Origin of the sequence: Hymenobacter metallilatus (genome assembly GCF_003944705.1) — a bacterium.
GTDB lineage: Bacteria > Bacteroidota > Bacteroidia > Cytophagales > Hymenobacteraceae > Hymenobacter > Hymenobacter metallilatus.
The window spans coordinates 92,241-112,878 of sequence record NZ_RWIS01000011.1; the positions used below are offsets into that span (position 1 = coordinate 92,241).

A 20,638-nucleotide genomic window follows, 5' to 3' on the forward strand; every position below is an offset into this window, starting at 1 on the left:
AGCGCCGGCGGGCGGGAGCAGCTGGGCTCGAGGTGAAAAAAAGATTAGCGGATAATCAGGAGCGGGTACTGAGGCAAGAGGGCACCTTCAGGCGTGCGTGGCCGGTGAAAATGCCGGTACCGGGGCGGTAAACGGGGCAGCGGTCCGGGCAGTACGGGGTGCCGGGTGGGCCCGCCGGAGTACTTGCCGGATTTTGGCCACCACCCGCCCCCACAGAAACTCGCGGAAGCGGCGCTGGTCGCGGCGGCGGTCGGCCAGCACCGTGGCAGGGTGACAGAGCGGAAACGCCAGGTTGGTAGTTGGCACGTTGGCAAACTCGTCGGTGGCATTGAGCGTGTGGGTGCCCTGTTCGCCAAACCCGATGTTACCTACCAGGTTAGTGGCCGGCACAATACACAGCCCCGAGTTGGCCACAATGGTAAAGTGCCACTGGTAGTCCCACACATCGGGCGGCTGGGGCAGGTCGAGCACACTCTCGATTTTGCCAAGGCGGTAGCGGGTTTCCAGCCAGCTGCTGTAGAGGCCAGCCAGCTTGCCCTGGGCGCGCAGCTCCTGATACTGGCTCAGCTGAAAATCGTAGAGCTGCCAGGCCCGGCGCCAGGTAGCCCAGCCCCAGCTATTCACCTGCGTGGAAAAGTAGTACGACTCGGCGGCCACGGGGCGAGGCCGCTGCGCCTCCCGGCTGAAGTTGTTGCCTCCGATGTGCATCACGCGGGTATCGGTGCGGTAGCGGGCCAGCAGCTCCTCGCAGAAGCGAAAGAAGGAAGGGGCCGGCACGCAGTCATCCTCCAGGATAATACCCTCTTCTTCCTGCCGGAAAAACCAGTCAATGGCCGAGGCCGGGCCCACACCGCAGTTCAGATTGGTGGTCCGGAACAGGGTGAATACTTCGCAGGGCCAGTCAATGTCGGCCACAATGGCACGGGCGGCGGTGCAGCGGGCCTGGTCGTCGGGGTGGGAGGAGCGGGGGCCATCGGCGGCAATGTAAAGCCGGGGCGGGCGGGCCCGGCGCACGGCCTCAAACACGCGCCGGGTCGTATCGGGGCGGTTGAAGATGAGCAGCAGAACTGCCGTACGTAAGGGAGGCGTACTGGCAGGAGCAGAAGAGGACAGCATACTATGGCGAAATGGAAGGGCCGGGAGAAGACAGGAACATCAGGCGGATATGCCCAGCGTAGTGGGCACCAGCGGCAGGGGTGGCGGGGCGGCCGGGGTAGGTGCCCGTGGGGGAGCAGCGGCCACGGGTAGGGGTGCCGCTACGGCCAGTGTAATGCCAACGATACCATACAGGTACGGAGGCCAGTCGTAGGAAATGCCGTAGAGCAGGGCCGTGCTGGTGAAGCTGACCAGCACAGCAGTGGCGGCACTAAATGGCACCGGCTGGAATGCCCGCTTCAGCAGCTGCCAAAGCGGTACCAGCACTACCAGCAGCACCCCCAAAATACCGAAGTAGAACAGCCGGTCGAGGTAGAAGCTGTGGAAGTGGTGGCCGGTGCGGTCGGCCCACACCGGGTGGTCACCATCCCCGTAAAACTGCATGGGCAGCTCGAAGCCTTCCAGCCGCATACCCGCCACCGGATACTCCTGCACAAACGACTCGTAAGCTTCCCACTGCTTCAGGCGCCAGCTGCCAGTACCCTGCTTGTCGGCGTGGGTGATGTCCTCCACGTTGGTTTCCAGCTTACGCAGCACCTGGGGGTTGTCCAGCACCAGGGCCGTGCCCCCCAGCAGCCCGGCCAGCAGAGGCATCAGCAGAACCGGCAGCAACCGGTTGAAATGCACCCGGGTGCCCTCTACCCGGCCCAGGCCTATAAACAGGCCGTTAACCACCAGTGCCAGCGCCATGGTGAGCCATACGGTACGGTGCTGCAGGAATACTATCAGGGCCAGAATTACGAAAAACAGCGCCAGCCGCAGCAGGCCACCCCGCGTCATGTACTGGTTGAAGTAGTATAAGGCCGGCAGCATCAGCATATACGCCGACGTGACGTTGAAGCCCCGCTCCGTTTCCAGAAAGGCCGTGAGGCTTAGCGCATCGGGGTGGTACAGAGCCATGCTCAGGGCCAGCCCCGTCAGCACCAGAACCATCAGCAGGCCCATGGGCAGTGGGTGGCGGCGGTAGTAGGCGTACATGGCAAACACGGGCAGAATGGCCAGCAGCTTCGCGAATACGTGGGGGTACACGAAGGCCGTGCCCCACCCGTTGTACGACTCCAGCGCCAGCGCCCCGGTTACGCTCACTACCACCAGCAGCCACTTGCGCATGGTAGGGCTCAGGTAGCGGAAGTAACAAGTTATCAGCAGCAAGGCCAGGCCGGTAATGGCGTAGTTGTAGAGGCCCAGGGCCGGGTCGTCGTCATCTTTGATAACAAACTCGGTAAAAGCCCGGTCGGTGAGCAGAACCAGCAGCAGCGGCAGCACATGGCGGAAGCGGAAACTTATTTTCATAGCTCCAGGGCGGGTATATACGGGCCGGGCTGAGTCGGCAGCGGGTGCATACGAGTGGTGTGGCAGGCCTCCTCGTACACGGCGCGGGTGCGGCGGGCAGTGTGCTGCCAGGTAAAGTCGAGCAGCCGCAGCTGGCCCAGCCGGATCAGGTTGCGGCGCAGAGCCGCGTCGGTGAGCACGCGGGCCAGCTGCTCGGCCAGGGCTCCCGGCTGGGTGGCCGGGAAGTACAGCGCCGCCTCGCGGGCTATTTCCGGAAAGCAGGAAGCTTCGCTCAGCAGCACCGGGCACTGCTGGCCGTAGGCTTCCAGAATGGGTAAGCCAAAACCCTCGTATTCAGAAGGGAAGACGAAAGCCTGCGCGTGCCGGTAGAGCTGGTTGAGTTGGGCATCGGATACCGGCCCGAACTGGTGAGCCCGTGCCGCCCAGCCGGTAGCGGCCAGCAGCTCCCGCTCGGCGGCAGTAAATGGCCCCCCACCCGCGCATACCAGGTGCAGGTCCTGCCCGAGGGCGGGCGGCAGCAGGGCCAGGGCTTCCGCCAGCACCCCAAAGTTTTTGTACAGTGCCCGGCTGCCCGTAAACAGCACGTACCGCTCGGGCATTGGCAGGGCCGGACCCGCCGCGGTAAACTCCCGCTCGGTGTAGCCGTGGTGCACTACCCGCACTTTTTCAGGAGCCACCGGCAACAGTCGTAGTAAATCGGCCCGGGTATGCTCAGAAACGGCAATGATGCGGGTAGCCCGCTGCACGATACGGTTGAGCACGGCCCCATTCCGGTCTGGGTAATGTTCCGGAAACAAGGCCGGAATCATATCGTGGATGGTGACTACCAGGGGGCGGCCGGCCGGCAGCAGCTCCAGAAAGTAGTCGTCGTCGGCCAGGGTGGGGTGAAACACGTCGAAGTTGTCGCGCTGCAGCGCCCGGCGGGAGGCGCGCTGGTTGAAGTACCGAATCACGCGCCAGCGGGCCGGCAACGACGAATCGGGCAGGAAGGTGTGGTGCCGGGAGTGTTGCCGGTCCCGCAGGTAGAGGTTGTTGCTCAAGGCCACCGCCAGCTCCGACTGCCAATTGGCGTGACAGAGCAGCTCATGATGGTAGCGGGATACTCCTCCAAAGTCCTGGAGAGTAAAGGCCTGATGGTCGTACAGCACGCGCATGACTATACCAGTTCAGTTTCAGGATCGGGCAGCAGGGCAGGGTGGGAACGGCGGATTGCAGGAGCGGGGAAGGCGGGAGCAGCGTCACGGTTCAGGTAAGCCAGCCGGGCAGAAAAGGCCGTGAGCAGGGTAGCCAGCGGGCCGGCCGCGGCGTTGCCTTCGTGGAGGCGGCCCAGCAGGCGCAACAGCACCTGCCGGAGGCGGGTTGGTGGCGCTACCACCGTAAAGCCTGCCAGCAGCAGACCACCGGCCAGCATTTCAGTTACCAGTAGGGCCGCGGCGGGTACGGTGCCCGGCGGCAGCAGCAGGCGGGTGCCCGCAATGCCCGCTGCCACCAGTGCCCCGGCCAGCAGGCCCGGCACATAGGCCCCCATTACTTCGGCCGTAGCTACGGCCAGCACCCGGCGCATCAGCAGCAGGTACAACACCGTGCGGATTACTTCGCCGGCCACCACGGCGGCGGCCACACCCAGCAGGCCGTAGCGGCTCAAGCCGTAAAACAGGCCGGTAAGCAGCACCGCGTAAAACAGGTTCAGCCAGAGCTTGGGCGTAAGGGTGGCCGTGGCATCACACACCACGCCCGCAAACATGGTTACCATGCTCATGCCAAAAGCCGCGCACACCACCCGCAGAATGGGTACCGCCGCTCCCCAGTCGGGGCCCAGCATTACGCGCACAATTTCGGGTGCAGCCACGGCGGCCCCCGCACAAATCGGAATAACCAGCGCCGCAATCAGCGTAATGCTGCTCAGGTACACGGCCCGCAGCCGGGGCCGGTCGGCCTGTACCTGGCTGAAAGAGGGGAATACCACCTTGGATACGCTGGTCGTGAGCAGGTACACCGGCAGGCCAATCAGCATCCAGCCCCGGCTGTAAATGCCCAGCGCCGCCGCCCCCAGCAGCCGCCCGATCAGCAGGGTATCCAGGGAGCCCGTTACAAATTCCAGAAAGCTGATGGCCGACATGCGGCTGCCGTAGGCAACCAGAGGCCGGTACGTTTCCCAATGAAACAGAGGCTGCACCGCGTGCCGCTCGGCCAGGTAGCTCAGTAAGGTAGTCAGCAACCCCTGGCCAATGGTGGCGGCCACCAGGCTCCATACCCCCCAGCCCTGAAAGGCCAGTACAATGCCCAGCCCGCCGTAGCTCAGAATGTAAGAAACCAGCTCAATAATGGCTAAAGTACGGAAGCGCATGTGCCGACGCAGCAGGCTCAGAGCCGTGGCATTGAGGCCGGTAAGACAAAGGCCCACGGCCAGCACCCGCACCACCGGCACCACCTCGGGCTGGCGCACTATGCCGGCCGCCAGCGGCGCCGCCAGCACCAGCAAACCCGCAAACAGCACCCCCAGGGCCACCGACGAGGTGAAGGCCGCCCGAATATCGGCGCGGGTCAGCTCCGGCTTCTGAATAATGGCCTGCTCCATACCCATTTGGGCGAAGTAGGAGCCAAACCGCAGAATTACCCCGGCCAGGGCTACCAGGCCAAACGCCGCCGGGCTCAGCAGGCGGGCCATAGTGGCAGTGTAGCCCATTTGCAGCACGGCCGTGATGAGGGTGGCCGCCGTGGTCCACTTTACGCCGTGCACGGCGGCAGTTGTCAGGTTAGGAGCAGAAGATGCCATGAAGCCATCCGGGTAAAAAGGTGCAAAGGCAGAAGAAGTAGAGCGGGGAATTTTTGGGTAGTAGGTAGTAGGATGAAGGATAAAGGATGAGGGACGGTTATGCTGGGCTGGCGAAGGGCCCGCTGCCAGTGCGACGAGCTTTCTCGCAGAGGTTCGCGGAGGGATGCGCAGAGGATAGCAGAGGCTGTTTTGAAGGGAGTTCCGAACAAGCTCCGGCAGACCGTCCCTCATCCTTTATCCCTTATCCCTCATCCCTTATCCTTTATCCAACTACCTAATACCCATAGGTGTAGGCCTTTTCCTTGTAGCGGTATTCGTAGGTTTTGGTGAAGTGCATATCGTTGATGATCATGTAGATTTGCTTCACCTTCTGCTGCTGGTGCAGCTCATTGATCTGGCTGATCAGGCCCTTATCGGTATAGTTCTGGCGTACCACGTACACGTTGGCATCCAGGTGGCGCAGCAGCATGAAGAACTCGGCTACGTAGCCGGTGGGCGGGGTATCCACCAGCACGTAGTCATACTCCCCGCGCAGGCGCTGCATGAGCTCTTCCATGCGGGAGCCTTCCAGCAGCTCAGTGGGATTCTGCGGAATGGGGCCGCAGCAGAGTACATCCAGGTTGCGCACCAGCGAAGGGTGGCGACACTCCTCAAAGGTGCTCAGGCCCATCAGGTAGCTGCTCAGGCCATGCTCGGCGCAGGCCGCCTGCAGGCCAAAGTAGCTGGCCACCGTAGGGCGGCGCAGGTCGCACTCCAGCAGCAGCACCTTGCGGCCGCTCTGAGCCATTTCAGCTGCCAGGTTCACCGCGCAGAATGATTTCCCTTCGCCCGGTATAGAGGAGGTTACGCCAATTACCTTCTTGTCGAGGCCGGCCGAGAGGTACTGCAGGTTAACCCGAATAGAGCGGAACGACTCGGCAATGGGGCCTTTAGGGTCCGTGAGCATGGTTTCCTTATCGTGCTTGCTGCCGTGGGCCACCACACCCAGCATCGGAATAGTAGTAATGCGCGAAAGGTCCTCCTTGCTCTGGATGCGGCGGTTGGCTTTGTCCATGAGCAGGGAAATGCCCAGCGGCAGCGTGAGGCCGGCTACCAGCGCAATCAGTACCACCACGCCTGGCTTGGGGGCCGTGGGACCGTCGCCGTTCATGGCGGCTACGTCCACCACTTTCTTATCGGTGGCGTTGGTGGCCAGGGCAATGGCGGCTTCGGCGCGCTTTTCAATCAGAAACTGATAATTCTTGTCGTTGAAATCGGTTTTACTTTTCAGGGTGGCCAATTGCCGCTCGTTTTCGGGCAGCTGGCTCATGGTGCCGCGCACTTTGCCCAGCTGGCCGTCCAGGTCGCGCAGGGCAATGTCGGCGGCCCGGGTCATGTTGGTCAGGGTCTGGGTCAGGCTTTCCTTGGCCACCCGAATCCGCTCGTCCAGAATAGTGACCATGGGATTTTCCAGGCTGGCATTCACGCCCAGGGCGGCCCGCTGGCTGTTGAGGTCGGTAAGCTGCAGGATCAGGTTGTTCACCACGGGGTCCTCGATACCAATGCTGCTGGGAGCGGCCAGCTGGCCCGCGCCCTGGTGGGAGCGGAGGTAGGCCAGCATGTTCTGGTAGTACTTGCGGTTGGTGCTCACCTTGGCCCGCAGCATTTCCAGCTCGCCCTGCTGCTGAATGCCGCTGGCCGACTGGGCCCCCACATCCACCACCCCGCGCGCCGCCCGGAACGAGCTCAGGGCCGCCGTAGAGCGCCGCAGTGAGTCCGACATATGCCCGATTTCCTTGTCCAGAAAAGCCACTGTTTTCTGACCCGTTACATTTTTATCGTGCAGGTCATTCTCCACGTATGCCCGCATCAGCGTATCCAGAAACTGAATTTCCTTCTGGGGTACCTTGCCTTTGCTGGTCAGCTCAATAATGCGCGACTCCCGGTCGATGGGGCGCACAGCCAGGTGCTGCTGGTACTCGCCAATCAGGCTATTCTGGTCGTGTAGGGTTACAAAATACCGCTCCAGCGCATTCTGAGCCGGGTAGCCGGGCTCCTGCTGCACCACCGCCGTGAGCAGGGGAGTGCGCAGGGTGTCGCCGGGTCGTACCGTTTCGTTAATGTGGGGGTTGCGCACTTCCCGGACCAGCTCACCACTGGTCAGGTTATAGAGCTTGCCTTTGTCGGCATCGGCCTGCACATGGTAGCGCCCATCGGGTAAGGGCTCTACATAAATACGCACGCCGGTGAGCTGGGGCGAGTTCAGGTCCGGTAGCAGCCGGAAGGGTACGGCCCCCACTGGCCGCTCCTCCACCTGAATATCTTTCAGGGAGTTTAGCCAGGTGGTTGGGGCTGCATAGTAAGCGGTGGCAAAGGGCAGCCGCCGCAGGGCCTGCTGCACCATGTCGGCGGAGGTAATCAGGCCAATTTCATCCTCCATCTTCGTGCCTTTGTCCTTCACCTCCAAAATCTTGAGCAGCTCCTGGGCTTGTTTTGAGCCGGTGCCCTGGTCGCCCAGCAGCATAGTGGAGCGGAAAGCATACTCCGGCTGCTTCACGCGCAGGTAAAAGAAGGCGGCGGCCCCGGCTACCAGCAACGAAATCAGGAACAGCGGCCAGCGGTGCCGCAACCGGAAGAACAGCTCATGGAGGTCAAGTTCGTCGGGAGAGTGGTGAGGGCGTTGTTCCATTCCGATAGGCGTTTGAATAGGATGAGGGCAAAAGCAACGGCGGCGGATAAGCAGGCTAGAGTACTTTCAGGTAGTTGAGCACCAGCACCACGGCCGATATGCCGGAGAACACCAGGGCCAGGTTGGTGGCATTGCCCCGGGCTGTGCGGGCCTGCATGGGCTCCACGTACAGGGCATCGTTGGGTAGTAGGTAGAAGTAGGGAGAAGTAAGCAGACCGGGGTCAGTGAGGTCCAGCAGCACTACTTCCGAGCCCTTGGCCGTCTGGCGAATCAGCTTCACGTTCTGGCGGTTGCCAAACTCGGTCAGGTCGCCGGCCAGGCCCAGCCCTTCCAGCACCGTACACTGCGCGTTGTACACAAAGTAGCGGCCCGGACTGCGTACCTCACCCAGCACTGTTACCTTAAAGGAGAGCAGCTTTACCAGCACATTCGCGTCGCGCACAAACTTGCTCACCTGCTGCTGCACCGCCACCTGGGCTTCCTCCACGGTCAGGCCCTGCAGCTTCAGGCGCCCCGCCGTGGGCAGGTTAATGAATCCCGTTTCGTCCACGGAGTACCCCGTCAGGAACAGGTTACCCGGGTCGCCGTTGAATACGGCCCGCGCATCCACGGTATTAAACATGTCGTTGAGCTGGGTCTGTACGCTCTGCACCCGAATGCTGAGCACGTCGCCGGGCTGAATGCGGTACTGCTGGCGGGCGTTGTCGACCAGTACCGCTGTGCGGGTGTTATAGCTCTGGCCTTGCAGGTAGGGCAGGTTTCTCTGCGACACACAACTGCCCAGGGCAAGCAGCGCGGGCAACCACAACAGCACACAACGGAAAAAGCGAGACAGGACCATAGGGCGGAGCAGAGCAACTGATGAACTCAGTGGAAGAAGTCCAGAAAGTGGGTAGCACGGCATGTCGCTACCTACGCACTTGTATTGAATATTTCCATAAACGTATTGGATTGAAGCCGCAAAGTCAAGTTATTTTTAAATTATTCGGATATTTATTTGCATTGATAGAAGGATGCCGGTTTTCTGGCAGTCAGCAAGGTTTTCTGCCGAAACCCTGTTACATCAGGCGGGGCGCACTACCTTGGCAGCGTTGAACCAGTGTATTGCCCACCCATGAAGATTCTGTTGGTTGAAGACGAACCGAAAGTGGCCTCCTTTCTGCATCAGGGCCTCACCGAGCAGCACCACACCGTCGATTTAGCCGCCGATGGGCTGCTGGGGCTGCGGCTGGCGCAATCCAATACCTACGACCTGATTATTCTGGATACCCTGCTGCCGGGGCTGAGTGGGCTGGAAGTATGTCGGCAGGTGCGCACCCAGGATACCAGCGTACCTATTCTGATGCTCACGGCCCTGGGTGAAACCGACGATAAAATCCGGGGTCTGGATGCCGGCGCCGACGACTACCTGGTGAAGCCCTTTGCGTTTCAGGAGCTGCTGGCCCGCATCCGAGCCCTCACGCGCCGCCGCCACGAGTCGCCCTCCGCCGATGCCGTGCTGCGCCTGGCCGACCTCACCCTCGACCCCATTCGGAAAGTGGTGCAGCGCGCCGGCCAAACCGTTCAGCTCACGGCCCGCGAGTTTGCCCTGCTGGAGTACCTGCTGCGCAACCAGAACCGGGTGGTGTCGCGGGTGGATATCCTGGAGCACGTCTGGGAAACATCCTTCGATACCGGCTCCAACGTCATCGACGTGTACATCAACTTCCTGCGCAAAAAGCTCGACAAAGACTTTACTCCCAAGCTCATTCATACCCTGGTAGGCATGGGCTACGTGATGAAGGAAGAATAGGGAATGAGTTGTCAGTTGCTGGCTGTCAGTTGTCAGAACTATACTGACAACTGACAGCCAGCAACTGACAACTAGCAACGAGCAACTAGCAACTAAACAATGTCCATCCGCACCCGCCTGACGCTGCAGTTCGTGGCTATTCTGGTTGTGACGCTGCTGCTGTTTGCGGCCGTGATTTACTTTTTTACCTACCAGTCGCGGCGGGAGGCGTTCAGTGAAAGTCTGTTTGCGCGGGCCCGCATTGTGGCTCACGTGTACCTGGATGGCACCCGTCGCAGCGACGAAGCAAGCCGGGCTACGTACCGCCGCTACCTGCGACAGTTTTATCGTACGCTCCCCGAAGAAGAGGTACGGGTGTTTGACGCCCGCAACCAAGTAGTATTTGAGGAAGGACTGGCCGGCCGCGAGGCTGTGCCCCTGAGCCTGCTCCGGGCCGTGCGCACCGACGGCCGGGAGGTAGTGCTGGAAGACAACTACCGCCAGACCATTGGTATGCGCTACCGCGACGCCGTGCGGGGCGACTTTGTGGTAGTTGCCTCCTCCGTGGATGCCGATAGCCACCAGAAGCTGCAGGATTTGCTTACGGTGCTTTCCTTTGGGCTGCTGGCTTCGTTTGTGATAGTGGGTATTGGGGGCTGGTTTTTCGCCGGGCAGGCCCTCAAGCCCATGAAGCGCATTATTCAGGAAGTAGACAGCATCACGGCTTCCGATTTGCACCGCCGTCTTTCCCAGGCTGATGGGCAGGATGAGGTGTCGCTGCTGGCCCAGCGCTTCAACAGCCTGCTTAACCGCCTCGAGACGGCCTTTGCCGGCCAGCGGACGTTCGTGCGCGACGCCTCCCACGAGCTCCGGACCCCGCTGGCGGCCATTATCGGGCAGCTGGAAGTGGCCCTGCTCCAACAGGAGCGCAGCCCCCAGGAATACCGCCGGGTACTGCAGAGCACCCTCGATGCAGCCCGGCTGCTTAAAGATCTTACCAATGGCCTGCTGCAGATTGCCCGTGCCTCCGACGACCCCTCCCAGGTGCCGCGCACCTTGGTGCGCCTCGACGAGCTGCTGCTGCTGGCCCATGAGGAAGTGCACCGCCGCCACCCCACCTGCCGCATCGACCTGGATTTTGGTGAGGCGCCGGATGCGCCGCGCCGCGTACCCTATGGGGTGCTTGGCAACGAAGCCCTGCTGCTCTCGGCGTTTCTGAATATTCTGGAAAATGCCTGCAAGTTTTCGGCCGGCTCGCCCGCTCCTGTGGTGGCCACTCTCACTACCTCCCGCACCCGGGTCCGCCTTACCGTGCGCGACCGGGGGCTGGGAATGAGCGAGGCCGACCGGCAGCAGGTGTTCGTGCCATTTTTCCGGGCCGACTCCGTGCGCACGGTGCCCGGCCACGGCATTGGGTTGCCCCTCACGGCCAAAATTATGGAGCTCCACGAGGGCGAAATCACCATTGAGAGTGAACTGGCCCAGGGCACGGCCGTAACCCTGAGCCTGCCCACGGCTACGGTTTAAGGCGTTGCCTTTGCAAAGTGAAATTTGTGATTAAGTAGTAAATTGATTATCAGATAATTGTGTTTTTAATTAGTTTTTAATTTTCTTTTAATTAGGTCTTAACGAGGCGAGTGTAGCATTGCAGATAATCCGGCGGGTGCATGTGCACTACGGCGGGTGCCTGTCCTTCCCTACCTCCCCTCGTTGTATGTTAGAAGTTGCCGAGTCTGCCGCAACCTCCACGGCCCGCACCCCGGTAGGGGTGCCTTCCTCGCCCTGGAAATACCTCAGTAAAGATCTGCCTGCTGGTCTGGTGGTGTTCCTGGTGGCACTACCGCTGTGCCTGGGCATCTCCTTGGCCTCCGGCGCTCCGCTGCTTGCTGGCGTTATTGCTGGTATTGTGGGCGGCCTGCTGGTATCCTGGGTCAGCAATTCTCCCCTGAGTGTAAGCGGTCCGGCCGCTGGCCTTACCAGCATTGTGCTGGCTTCATTGGCAACACTTCAATCGTTTCAGGCAGTACTGGCGGCGGTGGTGGTGGCTGGGGCCATTCAGGTGCTAATGGGCGTGCTGAAAGCGGGTATTGTGGGCATGTACTTTCCCACCTCTGTTATTCGGGGTATGCTGGCCGCTATTGGCCTCACGCTTATCCTCAAGCAGATTCCGCACCTGGTTGGGGCTGATGCCGACTATTTTGAGGATATGACCTTCCTGCAATTCGATGGACAAAACACATTTTCGGCCATCGAGAAAGCACTAGGAGGTATCGGGGCCGGTTCGGCCCTGGTAGGGCTGGTGTCACTGGGGGTTCTGCTCTTCTGGGACCAGACCGTGACCAAGCGCATCCGTTTTCTGCGGCTGGTTCCCGGCGCACTGGTGGTGGTGTTGCTCTCAATTGGCCTCAATAATCTGCTGGACAACGCCGCCCCGGTATTGCGTATCCGGCCGCAGCACTTGGTCAATCTGCCCGATATTACCTCCTGGCAGGATTTTATCGGGGCTTTTTCCCGGCCCGATTGGAGCGCGTTGCAACGACCAGGCTTTGTATCGGTGGCGTTTACTATTGCCATTGTAGCCTCCCTGGAGTCGTTGCTGAGCGTAAAAGCAGTGGATAAGCTCGACCCGCATAAGCGCGTAACGCCCACCAACCGGGAATTGATTGCTCAGGGGGTTGGCAACATTGTTAGTGGCTTGTTGGGTGGCCTGCCCATTACGGCCGTTATTGTGCGCAGTTCAGCCAATATCAACTCCGGCGGTCAAACGCGCATGTCGGCTTTTTTTCACGGTATATTGTTGCTGGTGAGCCTGTTGTTTCTGGAGTCGGTGCTCAACCAAGTACCATATTCGGCGCTGGCGGCTGTGTTGCTGGTGGTGGGCTATAAACTCACCAAACCGGCGCTGTATGTTACCCAATGGCGTTTGGGCTGGCAACAGTTTCTGCCTTTTATCATTACCATCCTGGCCATTCTGTTCACTGATTTGCTGAAGGGCGTATCCGTAGGGCTGGCCATTGGAATTTTCTACATTCTCAAGGCCAACTACGAGTCGGCCTACTACCTGAGCAAGCCCGCGGCCATGCAGGCCGGGCCTATTCACCTCAAGCTCTCGGAGCAGGTCACCTTTCTCAATAAAGCCAGCATTGTGAAAGTGCTCGACGAACTGCCCGACGATACGCAGGTGCTCATTGATGGTACCAACTCTTCGTTCATTGACTATGACGTGCTGGAGGCTATTGAAAACTTCCGGCTGGCTGCCCCCGAGCGAGGCATTCGGCTGGAGCTACGGGATATTCCGCAGGTGCAGGTGCTGGGACATTAACCCAGCCTGCCGGGGTGCCTTCCTGATATGAGGCAGCGCTCTGCATAAGGGAGCTAACCACTACATACATACCCAACGCTGTATGGCTACCAGGAAAGGCAGTCACGGCTTATAAGCAGAAACCAGTGCTGCCGTAGGTTCTTTAACCTGCTGTAGCGCAATATCATCGGGCGTAGTCTGAGGGGAGTGCGCTTTCGATGTGTGGAACCGTCCTATCCATTGGGTAGGGCGGTTTTTTGCGTGTATACGCATCCGAATTTTAACGCTTTTGGAAAGAATTCAGGTAAAACTATGCCCAAAACCATGTCCAAAAACCTCACAGTATATTCCCAGCCTGCTTATGCCTGTTAGCTCTACCTTCCATAATAAACTAACGATCCGGGCGTATCTGCGCCGGCCCAATGCCGACGGGTATTACCATGTCCGGTTGATTGCCCGGTTTCATGGAGATGAATTTTCCATCTCACCTGGTATCCTGATTCTGCCTAAACAGAAAGTGGGCCGGAAGCTGGTCCAGCTGTGGGAGCCGAAAACCCGGCGCGTAACCGATGCGCATCCGAACGCCGCCGCTATCAATGCGGAGCTGCTGAAGTGCGAGACGGATATTACAGAAGCGTTTCACGCACTGGCCGGGCCGCTGGGCAAGCAGCAGGTAACCAGTGATGCGATGTGGAAGAAGATGCTGGCAAAAGACGCCGCGCCTGTTGTCGTAGTAGAGCCGGTGCAACTGACGGTGCTAGAACACTACGCACAGTGGGCGGCTGAAAACGAGGGTATTTTATCGACGTCGTATCTGAAGCAGGCCAAATACCTGAGCGGGCAACTGCACGACTGGAAGCCGAAGCTGCCGGTAGGGGAGCTGCTGACAGAAAAGATGGTCCGGGCCTGGCAGCAGCATTTGGTACGCGAGGAAGCCGCCGACGGCTCCATTGCCAATTCCTTCAAATGGCTGCGCACTCTGGCCGGGCGTATCGGGGTGAATCCCAAACTGCCGTGGCTCAAATACAAGGAGGTAAACGCGGCGCAACTGGACCTGACCCGGGATGAGCTGCACGCGCTGTTGCGGGCAGACCTGGGAGCCGACGAACGGCTGCAGCAGGAGCGCGACCGGTGGATGATGCAGCTGCTCACCGGTCGCCGCTATTCTGACCTGACCGTACTACGTCCGGAGCAGCTTACGGAGTTGACCATAGAAGACGGCAGCCGGGTACCGGCGCTGCGCCACCATCAGCAGAAAGTAACTACGGAAGTACTGCTACCACTCCCTCCGCTGGCTATCCGGATTGGGGAGCGGTGGAACTGGCAACTGCCGGCCATGGGCAACCGGCAGCGCAACGTACTGCTCAAGCAGGTAGCCAAAGCCGCTGGCATCACCCGCCTGTTCAACGATGCGAAAATCAGTGGGGGCAAGGTGACCGATAACTACCGGCCAGCCTGGGAAATCATCGGCACCCACACCGCCCGCCACACCGCCGGCTCGTTGCTGTTGGAAGTATCCGGTGGGGATGAGTCGCTGGCCGCCTACGTGTTGGGGCACGTGCAGGGTACAACTACGGGTATCTACGCAAAGGACAAGGCCCGCCGCATTGCCCCGCTGCTGCTGCAGGCCTGGCAAAAGGTGCTGGGCGAGTTTTACGATACTGATCTGGTATAAAAATCCCCGGCCTGCTGACAGGTCGGGGATTTTTCTTTAGGTGCGAATCCGGTACCAGCCGGGGCGGGCCCGTCGCTTTAACTTAACCACGCCCATACACCAATGCCGATCAGGGTGAGCAGATAGGTCACACAGCCATTCACCAATAGGTTCTGTAGTAGTTGCTTCAGCAGCGGACCGGCTGCTTCCACCACCTGCCGGTCTTCGTAGGCCGGCGGCGCGGTTTCATCCGGGGCGCGAACCTGTTCCCAGGCCCGTCGCCATACGTAGCGGTCCGGAAAGTAGGCGGCGTTGGGATTCCAGCTGACGTGGTACTTGCCCACCCAGGGAAGGTTGCGGGCCTTATTCAGACGCGGGTTGAAGTCGTAGAGCCAGTAGGCTACTTGCAGAATAAGTAGGCCGGCAACGCTCAGGCCGAACGGCAGCCAATAGCCCCAGGCGGGCAAGCTGGCCAGCACCGCAATCAGCACCATGACGATACCACGCCAGGTAGCGCGTTGCCGGTGGAAAGTGCGCAGCAGCGTATCGACGGCCCCGGCTTTGATGAATCGGCGCACATCGAGTGTTACCCAGATGCGCGGGTGCAGATACGTCAGCAGCCAAGCCAGCGGGTGAGTAAGTAGCAGCCAGAGCATCAGCGGCGGGCAACCAGTGCGGTATCGACTACTTCCCAGCCGTTGGAGTCAGTAACCATACGCGGGGTAGGGAATAGGTATTCGGGGTCGGGACTGACGGCCGTACTTGGCGTATTCCGGCACGCTACAGCGGCCAGGCTCGCTGCCATCAGCAGCAATATGACAGAGTAAGTACGGTTCTGTCCAGCTTTGTCATTCAGCGTTTTCGGGCGTTTCCGGTAGTCGAGTACCGCATTGACCACGTTGATAGCCAGTACGAACAGGAAACCGACGAGGTACCACGTCTGCTCTATCGAGCCGTAGTATTCGCTCTGGGCAGCATGGTGCCACCACGCACCAACGGCAACGAGTAGCAAAAACAGAGAAATACGGGCAAACCAGTCTTTCATAGCGGTAAGTAGTAAGTGGTTAAAGTGTAATGCGGGAAAGCCAAGAGGCCACAAATACTTCCTGCGTAGGGCTATTTTCGGCCAGGGTCAGATAGAAGCTGCCGCGTTTGATGGCAAAGGCTTTGCGGAGCAGGGCCGGAGTAGGGTGGGCATTCAATACGGCCACGGTAGCCGGGCCAATCTTTCCGTCCACTACTAGGTTGGTACCAGAGTTACGGTTGGTCACATTCGCTGCCTGTTGCAGCAGCGTAGCCGACCGACCGGGCCCGGCATTCACGCCGAAGTCATACACGGCGTTGGCCAGCAGCTGATCTGCTACGCTATCCAGTTTCAATATATCCCAGAACTGGACCTTGTAGAAGTTGGCCGCTAAGGCTTTAAGTTGTGCGCTGTTGTTGGCTGTGCCGGGGAAGCCTACCTGCTTTTTCAGCGTGTCTACAATCTGCCAGCCAGGCCAATTCGGATGGAATCGGCGGGCAATGCCAAGGTGAGTTTCGCCACCCCGGTCGGCGGGGTTGTTGGCGTAGCCACCTTCATTCTTGGCGGTAATAGCGTGGGCAATCTTGAAATCAGCCATATCAGTAGACTTTAGGTGCTGGTTGTTCAGCCTCCGGAGTAGTTCCGACGTTCAGGTTTTCCGCATCTACCTTGGCATTCACGGTCGTAGCCGGCTTGATCTTGCTGGCCAGCTGCACCGCGCCCCCGATACCGAACAGGATAAAGCTGCACTCAAAGCAGTGGGAGAGGGCATCGTTATCGATGCGGTCGGCGGCCCGCATAAACAGGCCGAACAGCGCGACCACCCAAGCCAGAATTTGCCGGGCGCTCAGTACACTGTTGGTCTCCCAGATGCTGAGAAATTTCTTAGGTGTCAGCTCCTTGCGCAGCCATAGCCAGAGCAGCAGGACAACCAGCAGCCGCACCGCATAGAGAAAGAAGGAATCGGGTAGGGTAGGCAGGTTGATGCTCATGGAAATACCAAGGATTTAAGGAGAAGAATTGCTTTCCACAGCAGCCCCCGGCCGGCCACTACCACGGCCAGCCAGAACTGCCAGAACTGCCAGAATTTGCTATCGAGGTAGACCAGCCGCTCGTGTACATTCTCGGTGACATGCGAGGGGTATTCCACTTTCTGCGGGGCTTCGACGATAGAGAAGCCATATTTGCCGGTGGCGCCCCGCTCAATCTTGAAAGTGATGCCGTAGGCGGGGAACTTCACCAGGGTATCCGGCAGGCAGGCCCGGGCATTGAAGGCCTGGAGCACTTTGGCCCGGAGCCGGGCAACTTCCGCCCGTAGCTCGCTATCCGCTTTTTCCGACTGCACCAGCAGCTGCAGGGCCTGGAGCAGCGAATCCCGTTCGATACGGTTACGGGCGGTATCTGCCTGCACTGGCACCTCGACATACACCGTTTTACCAGGTATCTCTTTGGTTTCAGTGCGGGTGATGGTGCGGGTAAGTGCCCGGCCGGGGTACTTGCGCAGCAGCTGATCCAGTACGTCCAGCTCCACCCCAGGCGCGTAGCGGCCGGTGCTGGTATCCGGGGGCACCACTGGCTGTTGTTTGAGGTCCTTCAAATACTTGTTCCACTGCCGAAGCCGGCGCGTTTCAGGTGAGCAGCTGCCAAGCAGCAGCAGGAAGGCGAAGAAGAGGAGGAGTCGTTGCATGGCAGGTGTTGGTTAGCGGGGCGCAGGAATCTTTTGCAGGCGGTCGATCTGGGCTTCCATTTCGGCCAGTTTGGCGGCGCGGGCCTGCTCGTAGGAGGCGAGCCTGGCAGCAGCTTCGGCTTCGCGCTTGGCTTTATCGGCCTGGTAATCGGTGCGGAGCGCGTTCAGGTCGGTGCGGAGCGTTTCAATCTTGTCGGCGTTGGCCGCTACTTTGCCTTCCAGGGCTCCGTACTTGTAGGAGAAAGTGGCCAGTGAGCCGATGACACCTGCCAGCAGACTCAATAGCGGCATGATCCACGGCGGAAAAGAGGGTTTTTGTTCAGCGGGCATGGAGGATCGGCGGCGTATCAAGCTGATAATATTGTATGTAAAATACATACAATAAGTTGAGGAAAGCAAAAGCCCTGTTAGATGGGCGAGGCAGTTGTGTATTACGCTGGTGTGAGGCCTACTCCCTGGAGGTGATACATGGCCCCGGGGCCGCTTATATCCACTGCTACATACAGTATGTTGGAGCTGTTGCTGGTATGGGTGCGCTTCAGCACCCACGAGCTACCCCCGTCCACTGAGATTTCTGAGTAAATAACCGAGCCGGCTCGCCGTAGGCGCGCGAACAGGCCCAGAGAACCCGACTGGTTTAGCGCAACACCATTGCCGCCATCGAAGGCGTACAGGAACTTCCCATCCCCGCCGCCCGCGTCGTAACTGGCATTCCAGATACCTGCCTGGAAGTTGGTGTAAAAGTTTCCGTTGCTGTCAAACTCAATGGTGTTGGTGGTTTTCAAACCTAATACAGCGTCGAAGGCATCCGGCTGGCTCAATTTCATTGCTACCCAGCCGTCGCCTACCATCTTCATATTGGTCAGGCCTGCCCCGCCGTAGAAGCCGAACGGTTTGCCGGTGGTGGCGACGATTTTGGCATCCGTTTGCTGTACGAAGGTGCTCGATGCCGATAACGCCGTAGCACCCGGTATCAACGTTACGTTAGTGTCTGAGGTGGCCAGCACCAGGCCCGCGCCCTGCGGATAGGTGAGCTTGCCGCTTTTCTCAATATCGGATACCAGGTACAGGTCGGCAGCACTGGCATAGGTGTAGGTGTAAACATCCGTCCAGCTACTACCATCGGTGGATTTCTGGGCTTTCAGCACCGTGCCGTTTCGATACAGGCGAAGAAAATTTCCGACTGCAACAGTAAAGCCGGTATCAGTCGCGGCACCGCCATTATCGACTACGTATATCTTGCCGTCACTGCTGCGCCATACCGCCGCCTCCATAGCGGCATAGCCCACGCGGCTGTTATCCGTGTTTACGCCCACAATGGCATCCTGTGCGCCGGCGGTAATCTTGCTACCTACCCAGCCGGTGCCACCAGCGGGCAGTTTGTAGCCTGACAGGCCCGTCGCCCCGTAGCCCGCCGCCGTAGCCGCCGAGGTAATCACGCCGGCCTGAATCACCTGGTTTACCTGGGTGGGGTAGGTGACCGCCTGGGCACCAGCCGCATAGTTGCCGGCCTGAGCAGGCGGCTGCACCGGGGACGGCTGGGCGGTACCGAACAGGTACTGCATAATGCCGGCTACCAGCCGGTTGATCAGATTTCCGCCCGCGCCGTAGCCGGCGACGGTGGGGTGTACCCCGTCGCCGGACAGCTCAGGGTTGGTGGCATCATACGCCGGATCAACCAGCGTCAGCACGTCAAACCCCGCCGTGCCCGCAGTTTTCTTGGCCTGCAAAATGTTCACGCATTCGGCCATGACCTGCGGAAAATCGGCCCGGGGCGGGTAGTACGTGGCGTTGGTGGAGTCGCGGAAGTTGTCCGGAAAGCCCAGCAGGGCTACAATGCCCAGGGAGGGATGCGCGGCTTTGCGGTTCAGGCAGTAGGCATTGAATGAATCCGCGCCCTGCTGCGCGGTGGTCGTTGCGTACGGCGGGCGGAAGATATTGAACGGCTCACCGATGGTCAGCACCACGTTGCGTTTGGTCGCATCAAACTGCGTATCGATGTCCTGCGCGACGCTGTTCATCTCGTCGCTGGTCTGGCCGCTAATCCCGTTCCAGTCAAACGACAGGCCGCCGCTCAGGCCGGCGGCGGCTAGTTGCTGCGGGGTTTTGGCAGCCAGGGCACTAGCAACCTTCGCTTCGAAATCAGCATGCCACCCGGTTGCGTAGTCTTCCGTGCTGATGCTGTTGCCATCGACGATAAACTGCAGATCTTTTACCGCTGCCTGTGGCGTGGCACTTACCACCGTACCGCCCAGGCTGGTGCCGATGCTGTTCGTGGCAAACGCCCGGAATTGGTACGGCATACCGTTGGTCAAGCCCGTAATCGGGAAGCTGAGGTTCGCCGTGGTACCGGCCACGCTCCAGCTGGTCGCGCCAGTTGGGCGGTACTCGTAGCGGTAGCTCAGAATGGGGGAACCGCCGTTGGCCGGGGCCTCTACGGTCACCACTACCTGCCCGTTGCCAGCTGCGGTGTCGAGCTGCGTCACCGCGCTTGGGGCGGTAGCGGCGGGTTCCGCCGGACCGGTAAAAGCCACTGCATTGCTCACACTGAAGCCAGCTGGCCGGCTGCCGCTGGCCACCACCCGGCTGCGCACCGTGCCAACCCCATGCGGGCCGGTAATGCCGGGGAAATACACCCGGCCGTTCTGCACGTAGGCATCGATGCGAACCGAATAGCCAGCTGCTTCCGTTGATTTTTCCAGCTCATACTCAGATGCTGACGGGAAACCAGCGACCAGCGAGTGCGAGAAGATGTTGCTCACATCGTCCGTCTGCGGATTGCGCGGAGCTTCCGGCTGTGCTACTGTGGCAGCCGAAATCCGCAGCTTATTATTGACTACCGAAATGGTGATACCCGACCCAGCCTCCACTACCGCATTAAGCAGCTGTGCCGTCAGTTCCGCCCCGCCCGCTCCAATGGCGGTATCAGTATCCGTAACCAGGTTATAGGCAATAGCTGTTACCGAGCCATTGGATTCCAGCCGGGTGCCAATGGCGGCCAGCTGGGTGCGGCTGACGGCCTGCAGCACCACCGGCAGCTTGCCCACGCCCCGGCCGGTTACCTGGTAGGTGGTGCCCCGCGTAAGCTTGCCTGCATCAACGGCTTCCAGCAAATCGGTGCGACTGGCCTGTACATACAGCGGAGCCGCCTGCGTACCCGCGGTAGCGGCGCCGGCCAGCAACTGCGACTTGTCGATACGGTATTCTTTTGCCTCCGATGGCACGCCCATCATAAAAACAGCATCGTCCGGCAAGGGCGTGCTGAGAGGCCACGGAGCAAGAGAATCCAGATACTGATTGGCCATGGTT

The 20,638-nt window shown here is 60.1% G+C and carries 17 protein-coding genes; 4 read left to right on the plus strand and 13 right to left on the minus strand.

The features are described 5' to 3' along the window. Positions 1 to 87: 87 nt before the first annotated feature. From EI290_RS15955 to EI290_RS15980, 6 genes are all read right to left on the minus strand, one after another. Positions 88 to 1,116, minus strand: coding sequence for a nucleotide-diphospho-sugar transferase (locus EI290_RS15955; protein WP_185817028.1), 1,029 nt, complete (start codon positions 1,114 to 1,116; stop codon positions 88 to 90). Positions 1,117 to 1,155: 39 nt separating this feature from the next. Next, positions 1,156 to 2,448, minus strand: a complete 1,293-nt coding sequence (locus EI290_RS15960; RefSeq protein WP_125432423.1) for an O-antigen ligase family protein — start codon at positions 2,446 to 2,448, stop codon at positions 1,156 to 1,158. Then, positions 2,445 to 3,602 (minus strand): glycosyltransferase family 4 protein, encoded by a 1,158-nt coding sequence (locus EI290_RS15965; protein ID WP_125432425.1) that lies wholly within the window; start codon positions 3,600 to 3,602, stop codon positions 2,445 to 2,447. The genes EI290_RS15960 and EI290_RS15965 overlap by 4 nt, the downstream gene beginning before the upstream one ends. 2 nt (positions 3,603 to 3,604) lie before the next feature. Beyond that, entirely contained in the window at positions 3,605 to 5,224 is a 1,620-nt protein-coding gene (locus tag EI290_RS15970) for a lipopolysaccharide biosynthesis protein (RefSeq protein ID WP_185817029.1), read from the minus strand. A gap of 274 nt (positions 5,225 to 5,498) precedes the next feature. Next, positions 5,499 to 7,892, minus strand: a complete 2,394-nt coding sequence (locus EI290_RS15975) for a GumC family protein (RefSeq protein ID WP_125432427.1) — start codon at positions 7,890 to 7,892, stop codon at positions 5,499 to 5,501. Between the two features lie 55 nt (positions 7,893 to 7,947). Beyond that, on the minus strand, positions 7,948 to 8,664 hold the full coding sequence (locus EI290_RS15980) for a polysaccharide biosynthesis/export family protein (protein WP_246008975.1): 717 nt from the start codon (positions 8,662 to 8,664) through the stop codon (positions 7,948 to 7,950). Positions 8,665 to 9,006: 342 nt separating this feature from the next. On the opposite strand from EI290_RS15980, the gene EI290_RS15985 reads away from it, so the two are divergent. The 4 genes from EI290_RS15985 to EI290_RS16000 all read left to right on the plus strand — a co-directional run bounded on the left by EI290_RS15985 (position 9,007) and on the right by EI290_RS16000 (position 14,639). Beyond that, a complete protein-coding gene (locus EI290_RS15985; RefSeq protein ID WP_125432429.1) occupies positions 9,007 to 9,684 on the plus strand; it encodes a response regulator transcription factor in 678 nt (225 codons plus the stop codon). Between the two features lie 99 nt (positions 9,685 to 9,783). Continuing rightward, entirely contained in the window at positions 9,784 to 11,190 is a 1,407-nt protein-coding gene (locus EI290_RS15990) for a sensor histidine kinase (protein ID WP_125432431.1), read from the plus strand. A gap of 187 nt (positions 11,191 to 11,377) precedes the next feature. After that, positions 11,378 to 12,985: a SulP family inorganic anion transporter gene (locus tag EI290_RS15995; protein WP_125432433.1), complete on the plus strand. Its 1,608-nt coding sequence runs from the start codon at positions 11,378 to 11,380 to the stop codon at positions 12,983 to 12,985. A gap of 340 nt (positions 12,986 to 13,325) precedes the next feature. Next, positions 13,326 to 14,639: a site-specific integrase gene (locus EI290_RS16000; RefSeq protein WP_125432435.1), complete on the plus strand. Its 1,314-nt coding sequence runs from the start codon at positions 13,326 to 13,328 to the stop codon at positions 14,637 to 14,639. 77 nt (positions 14,640 to 14,716) lie between these two features. On the opposite strand, the gene EI290_RS16005 is transcribed toward EI290_RS16000, so the two are convergent. The 7 genes from EI290_RS16005 to EI290_RS16035 all read right to left on the minus strand — a co-directional run bounded on the left by EI290_RS16005 (position 14,717) and on the right by EI290_RS16035 (position 20,634). Then, the gene (locus EI290_RS16005) at positions 14,717 to 15,274 is read right to left on the minus strand and encodes a hypothetical protein (protein WP_125432437.1); all 558 of its coding nucleotides are present in this window, start codon (positions 15,272 to 15,274) and stop codon (positions 14,717 to 14,719) included. Further along, the gene (locus tag EI290_RS16010; RefSeq protein ID WP_125432439.1) at positions 15,274 to 15,663 is read right to left on the minus strand and encodes a hypothetical protein; all 390 of its coding nucleotides are present in this window, start codon (positions 15,661 to 15,663) and stop codon (positions 15,274 to 15,276) included. The genes EI290_RS16005 and EI290_RS16010 overlap by 1 nt, the downstream gene beginning before the upstream one ends. 19 nt (positions 15,664 to 15,682) lie before the next feature. Next, on the minus strand, positions 15,683 to 16,240 hold the full coding sequence (locus EI290_RS16015) for a glycoside hydrolase family 108 protein (RefSeq protein ID WP_125432441.1): 558 nt from the start codon (positions 16,238 to 16,240) through the stop codon (positions 15,683 to 15,685). Between the two features lies 1 nt (position 16,241). Next, positions 16,242 to 16,634: a hypothetical protein gene (locus EI290_RS16020; RefSeq protein ID WP_125432443.1), complete on the minus strand. Its 393-nt coding sequence runs from the start codon at positions 16,632 to 16,634 to the stop codon at positions 16,242 to 16,244. Next, positions 16,631 to 17,329, minus strand: a complete 699-nt coding sequence (locus EI290_RS16025; RefSeq protein WP_125432445.1) for a hypothetical protein — start codon at positions 17,327 to 17,329, stop codon at positions 16,631 to 16,633. The genes EI290_RS16020 and EI290_RS16025 overlap by 4 nt, the downstream gene beginning before the upstream one ends. A gap of 12 nt (positions 17,330 to 17,341) precedes the next feature. Continuing rightward, positions 17,342 to 17,620, minus strand: a complete 279-nt coding sequence (locus tag EI290_RS16030) for a hypothetical protein (protein WP_125432447.1) — start codon at positions 17,618 to 17,620, stop codon at positions 17,342 to 17,344. Between the two features lie 140 nt (positions 17,621 to 17,760). Beyond that, a complete protein-coding gene (locus EI290_RS16035) occupies positions 17,761 to 20,634 on the minus strand; it encodes a fibronectin type III domain-containing protein (protein ID WP_125432449.1) in 2,874 nt (957 codons plus the stop codon). Between the last annotated feature and the right edge of the window lie 4 nt (positions 20,635 to 20,638).

Bases quoted from the DNA above. Each gene is read 5' to 3' on its own strand.
- EI290_RS15955 (WP_185817028.1), bottom strand. From the start codon at position 1,116: ATGCTGTCCTCTTCTGCTCCTGCCAGTACGCCTCCCTTACGTACGGCA.
- EI290_RS15960 (WP_125432423.1), bottom strand. From the start codon at position 2,448: ATGAAAATAAGTTTCCGCTTCCGCCATGTGCTGCCGCTGCTGCTGGTT.
- EI290_RS15965 (WP_125432425.1), bottom strand. From the start codon at position 3,602: ATGCGCGTGCTGTACGACCATCAGGCCTTTACTCTCCAGGACTTTGGA.
- EI290_RS15970 (WP_185817029.1), bottom strand. From the start codon at position 5,224: ATGGCATCTTCTGCTCCTAACCTGACAACTGCCGCCGTGCACGGCGTA.
- EI290_RS15975 (WP_125432427.1), bottom strand. From the start codon at position 7,892: ATGGAACAACGCCCTCACCACTCTCCCGACGAACTTGACCTCCATGAG.
- EI290_RS15985 (WP_125432429.1), top strand. From the start codon at position 9,007: ATGAAGATTCTGTTGGTTGAAGACGAACCGAAAGTGGCCTCCTTTCTG.
- EI290_RS15990 (WP_125432431.1), top strand. From the start codon at position 9,784: ATGTCCATCCGCACCCGCCTGACGCTGCAGTTCGTGGCTATTCTGGTT.
- EI290_RS15995 (WP_125432433.1), top strand. From the start codon at position 11,378: ATGTTAGAAGTTGCCGAGTCTGCCGCAACCTCCACGGCCCGCACCCCG.
- EI290_RS16000 (WP_125432435.1), top strand. From the start codon at position 13,326: ATGCCTGTTAGCTCTACCTTCCATAATAAACTAACGATCCGGGCGTAT.
- EI290_RS16005 (WP_125432437.1), bottom strand. From the start codon at position 15,274: ATGCTCTGGCTGCTACTTACTCACCCGCTGGCTTGGCTGCTGACGTAT.
- EI290_RS16010 (WP_125432439.1), bottom strand. From the start codon at position 15,663: ATGAAAGACTGGTTTGCCCGTATTTCTCTGTTTTTGCTACTCGTTGCC.
- EI290_RS16015 (WP_125432441.1), bottom strand. From the start codon at position 16,240: ATGGCTGATTTCAAGATTGCCCACGCTATTACCGCCAAGAATGAAGGT.
- EI290_RS16020 (WP_125432443.1), bottom strand. From the start codon at position 16,634: ATGAGCATCAACCTGCCTACCCTACCCGATTCCTTCTTTCTCTATGCG.
- EI290_RS16025 (WP_125432445.1), bottom strand. From the start codon at position 17,329: ATGCAACGACTCCTCCTCTTCTTCGCCTTCCTGCTGCTGCTTGGCAGC.
- EI290_RS16030 (WP_125432447.1), bottom strand. From the start codon at position 17,620: ATGCCGCTATTGAGTCTGCTGGCAGGTGTCATCGGCTCACTGGCCACT.
- EI290_RS16035 (WP_125432449.1), bottom strand. From the start codon at position 20,634: ATGGCCAATCAGTATCTGGATTCTCTTGCTCCGTGGCCTCTCAGCACG.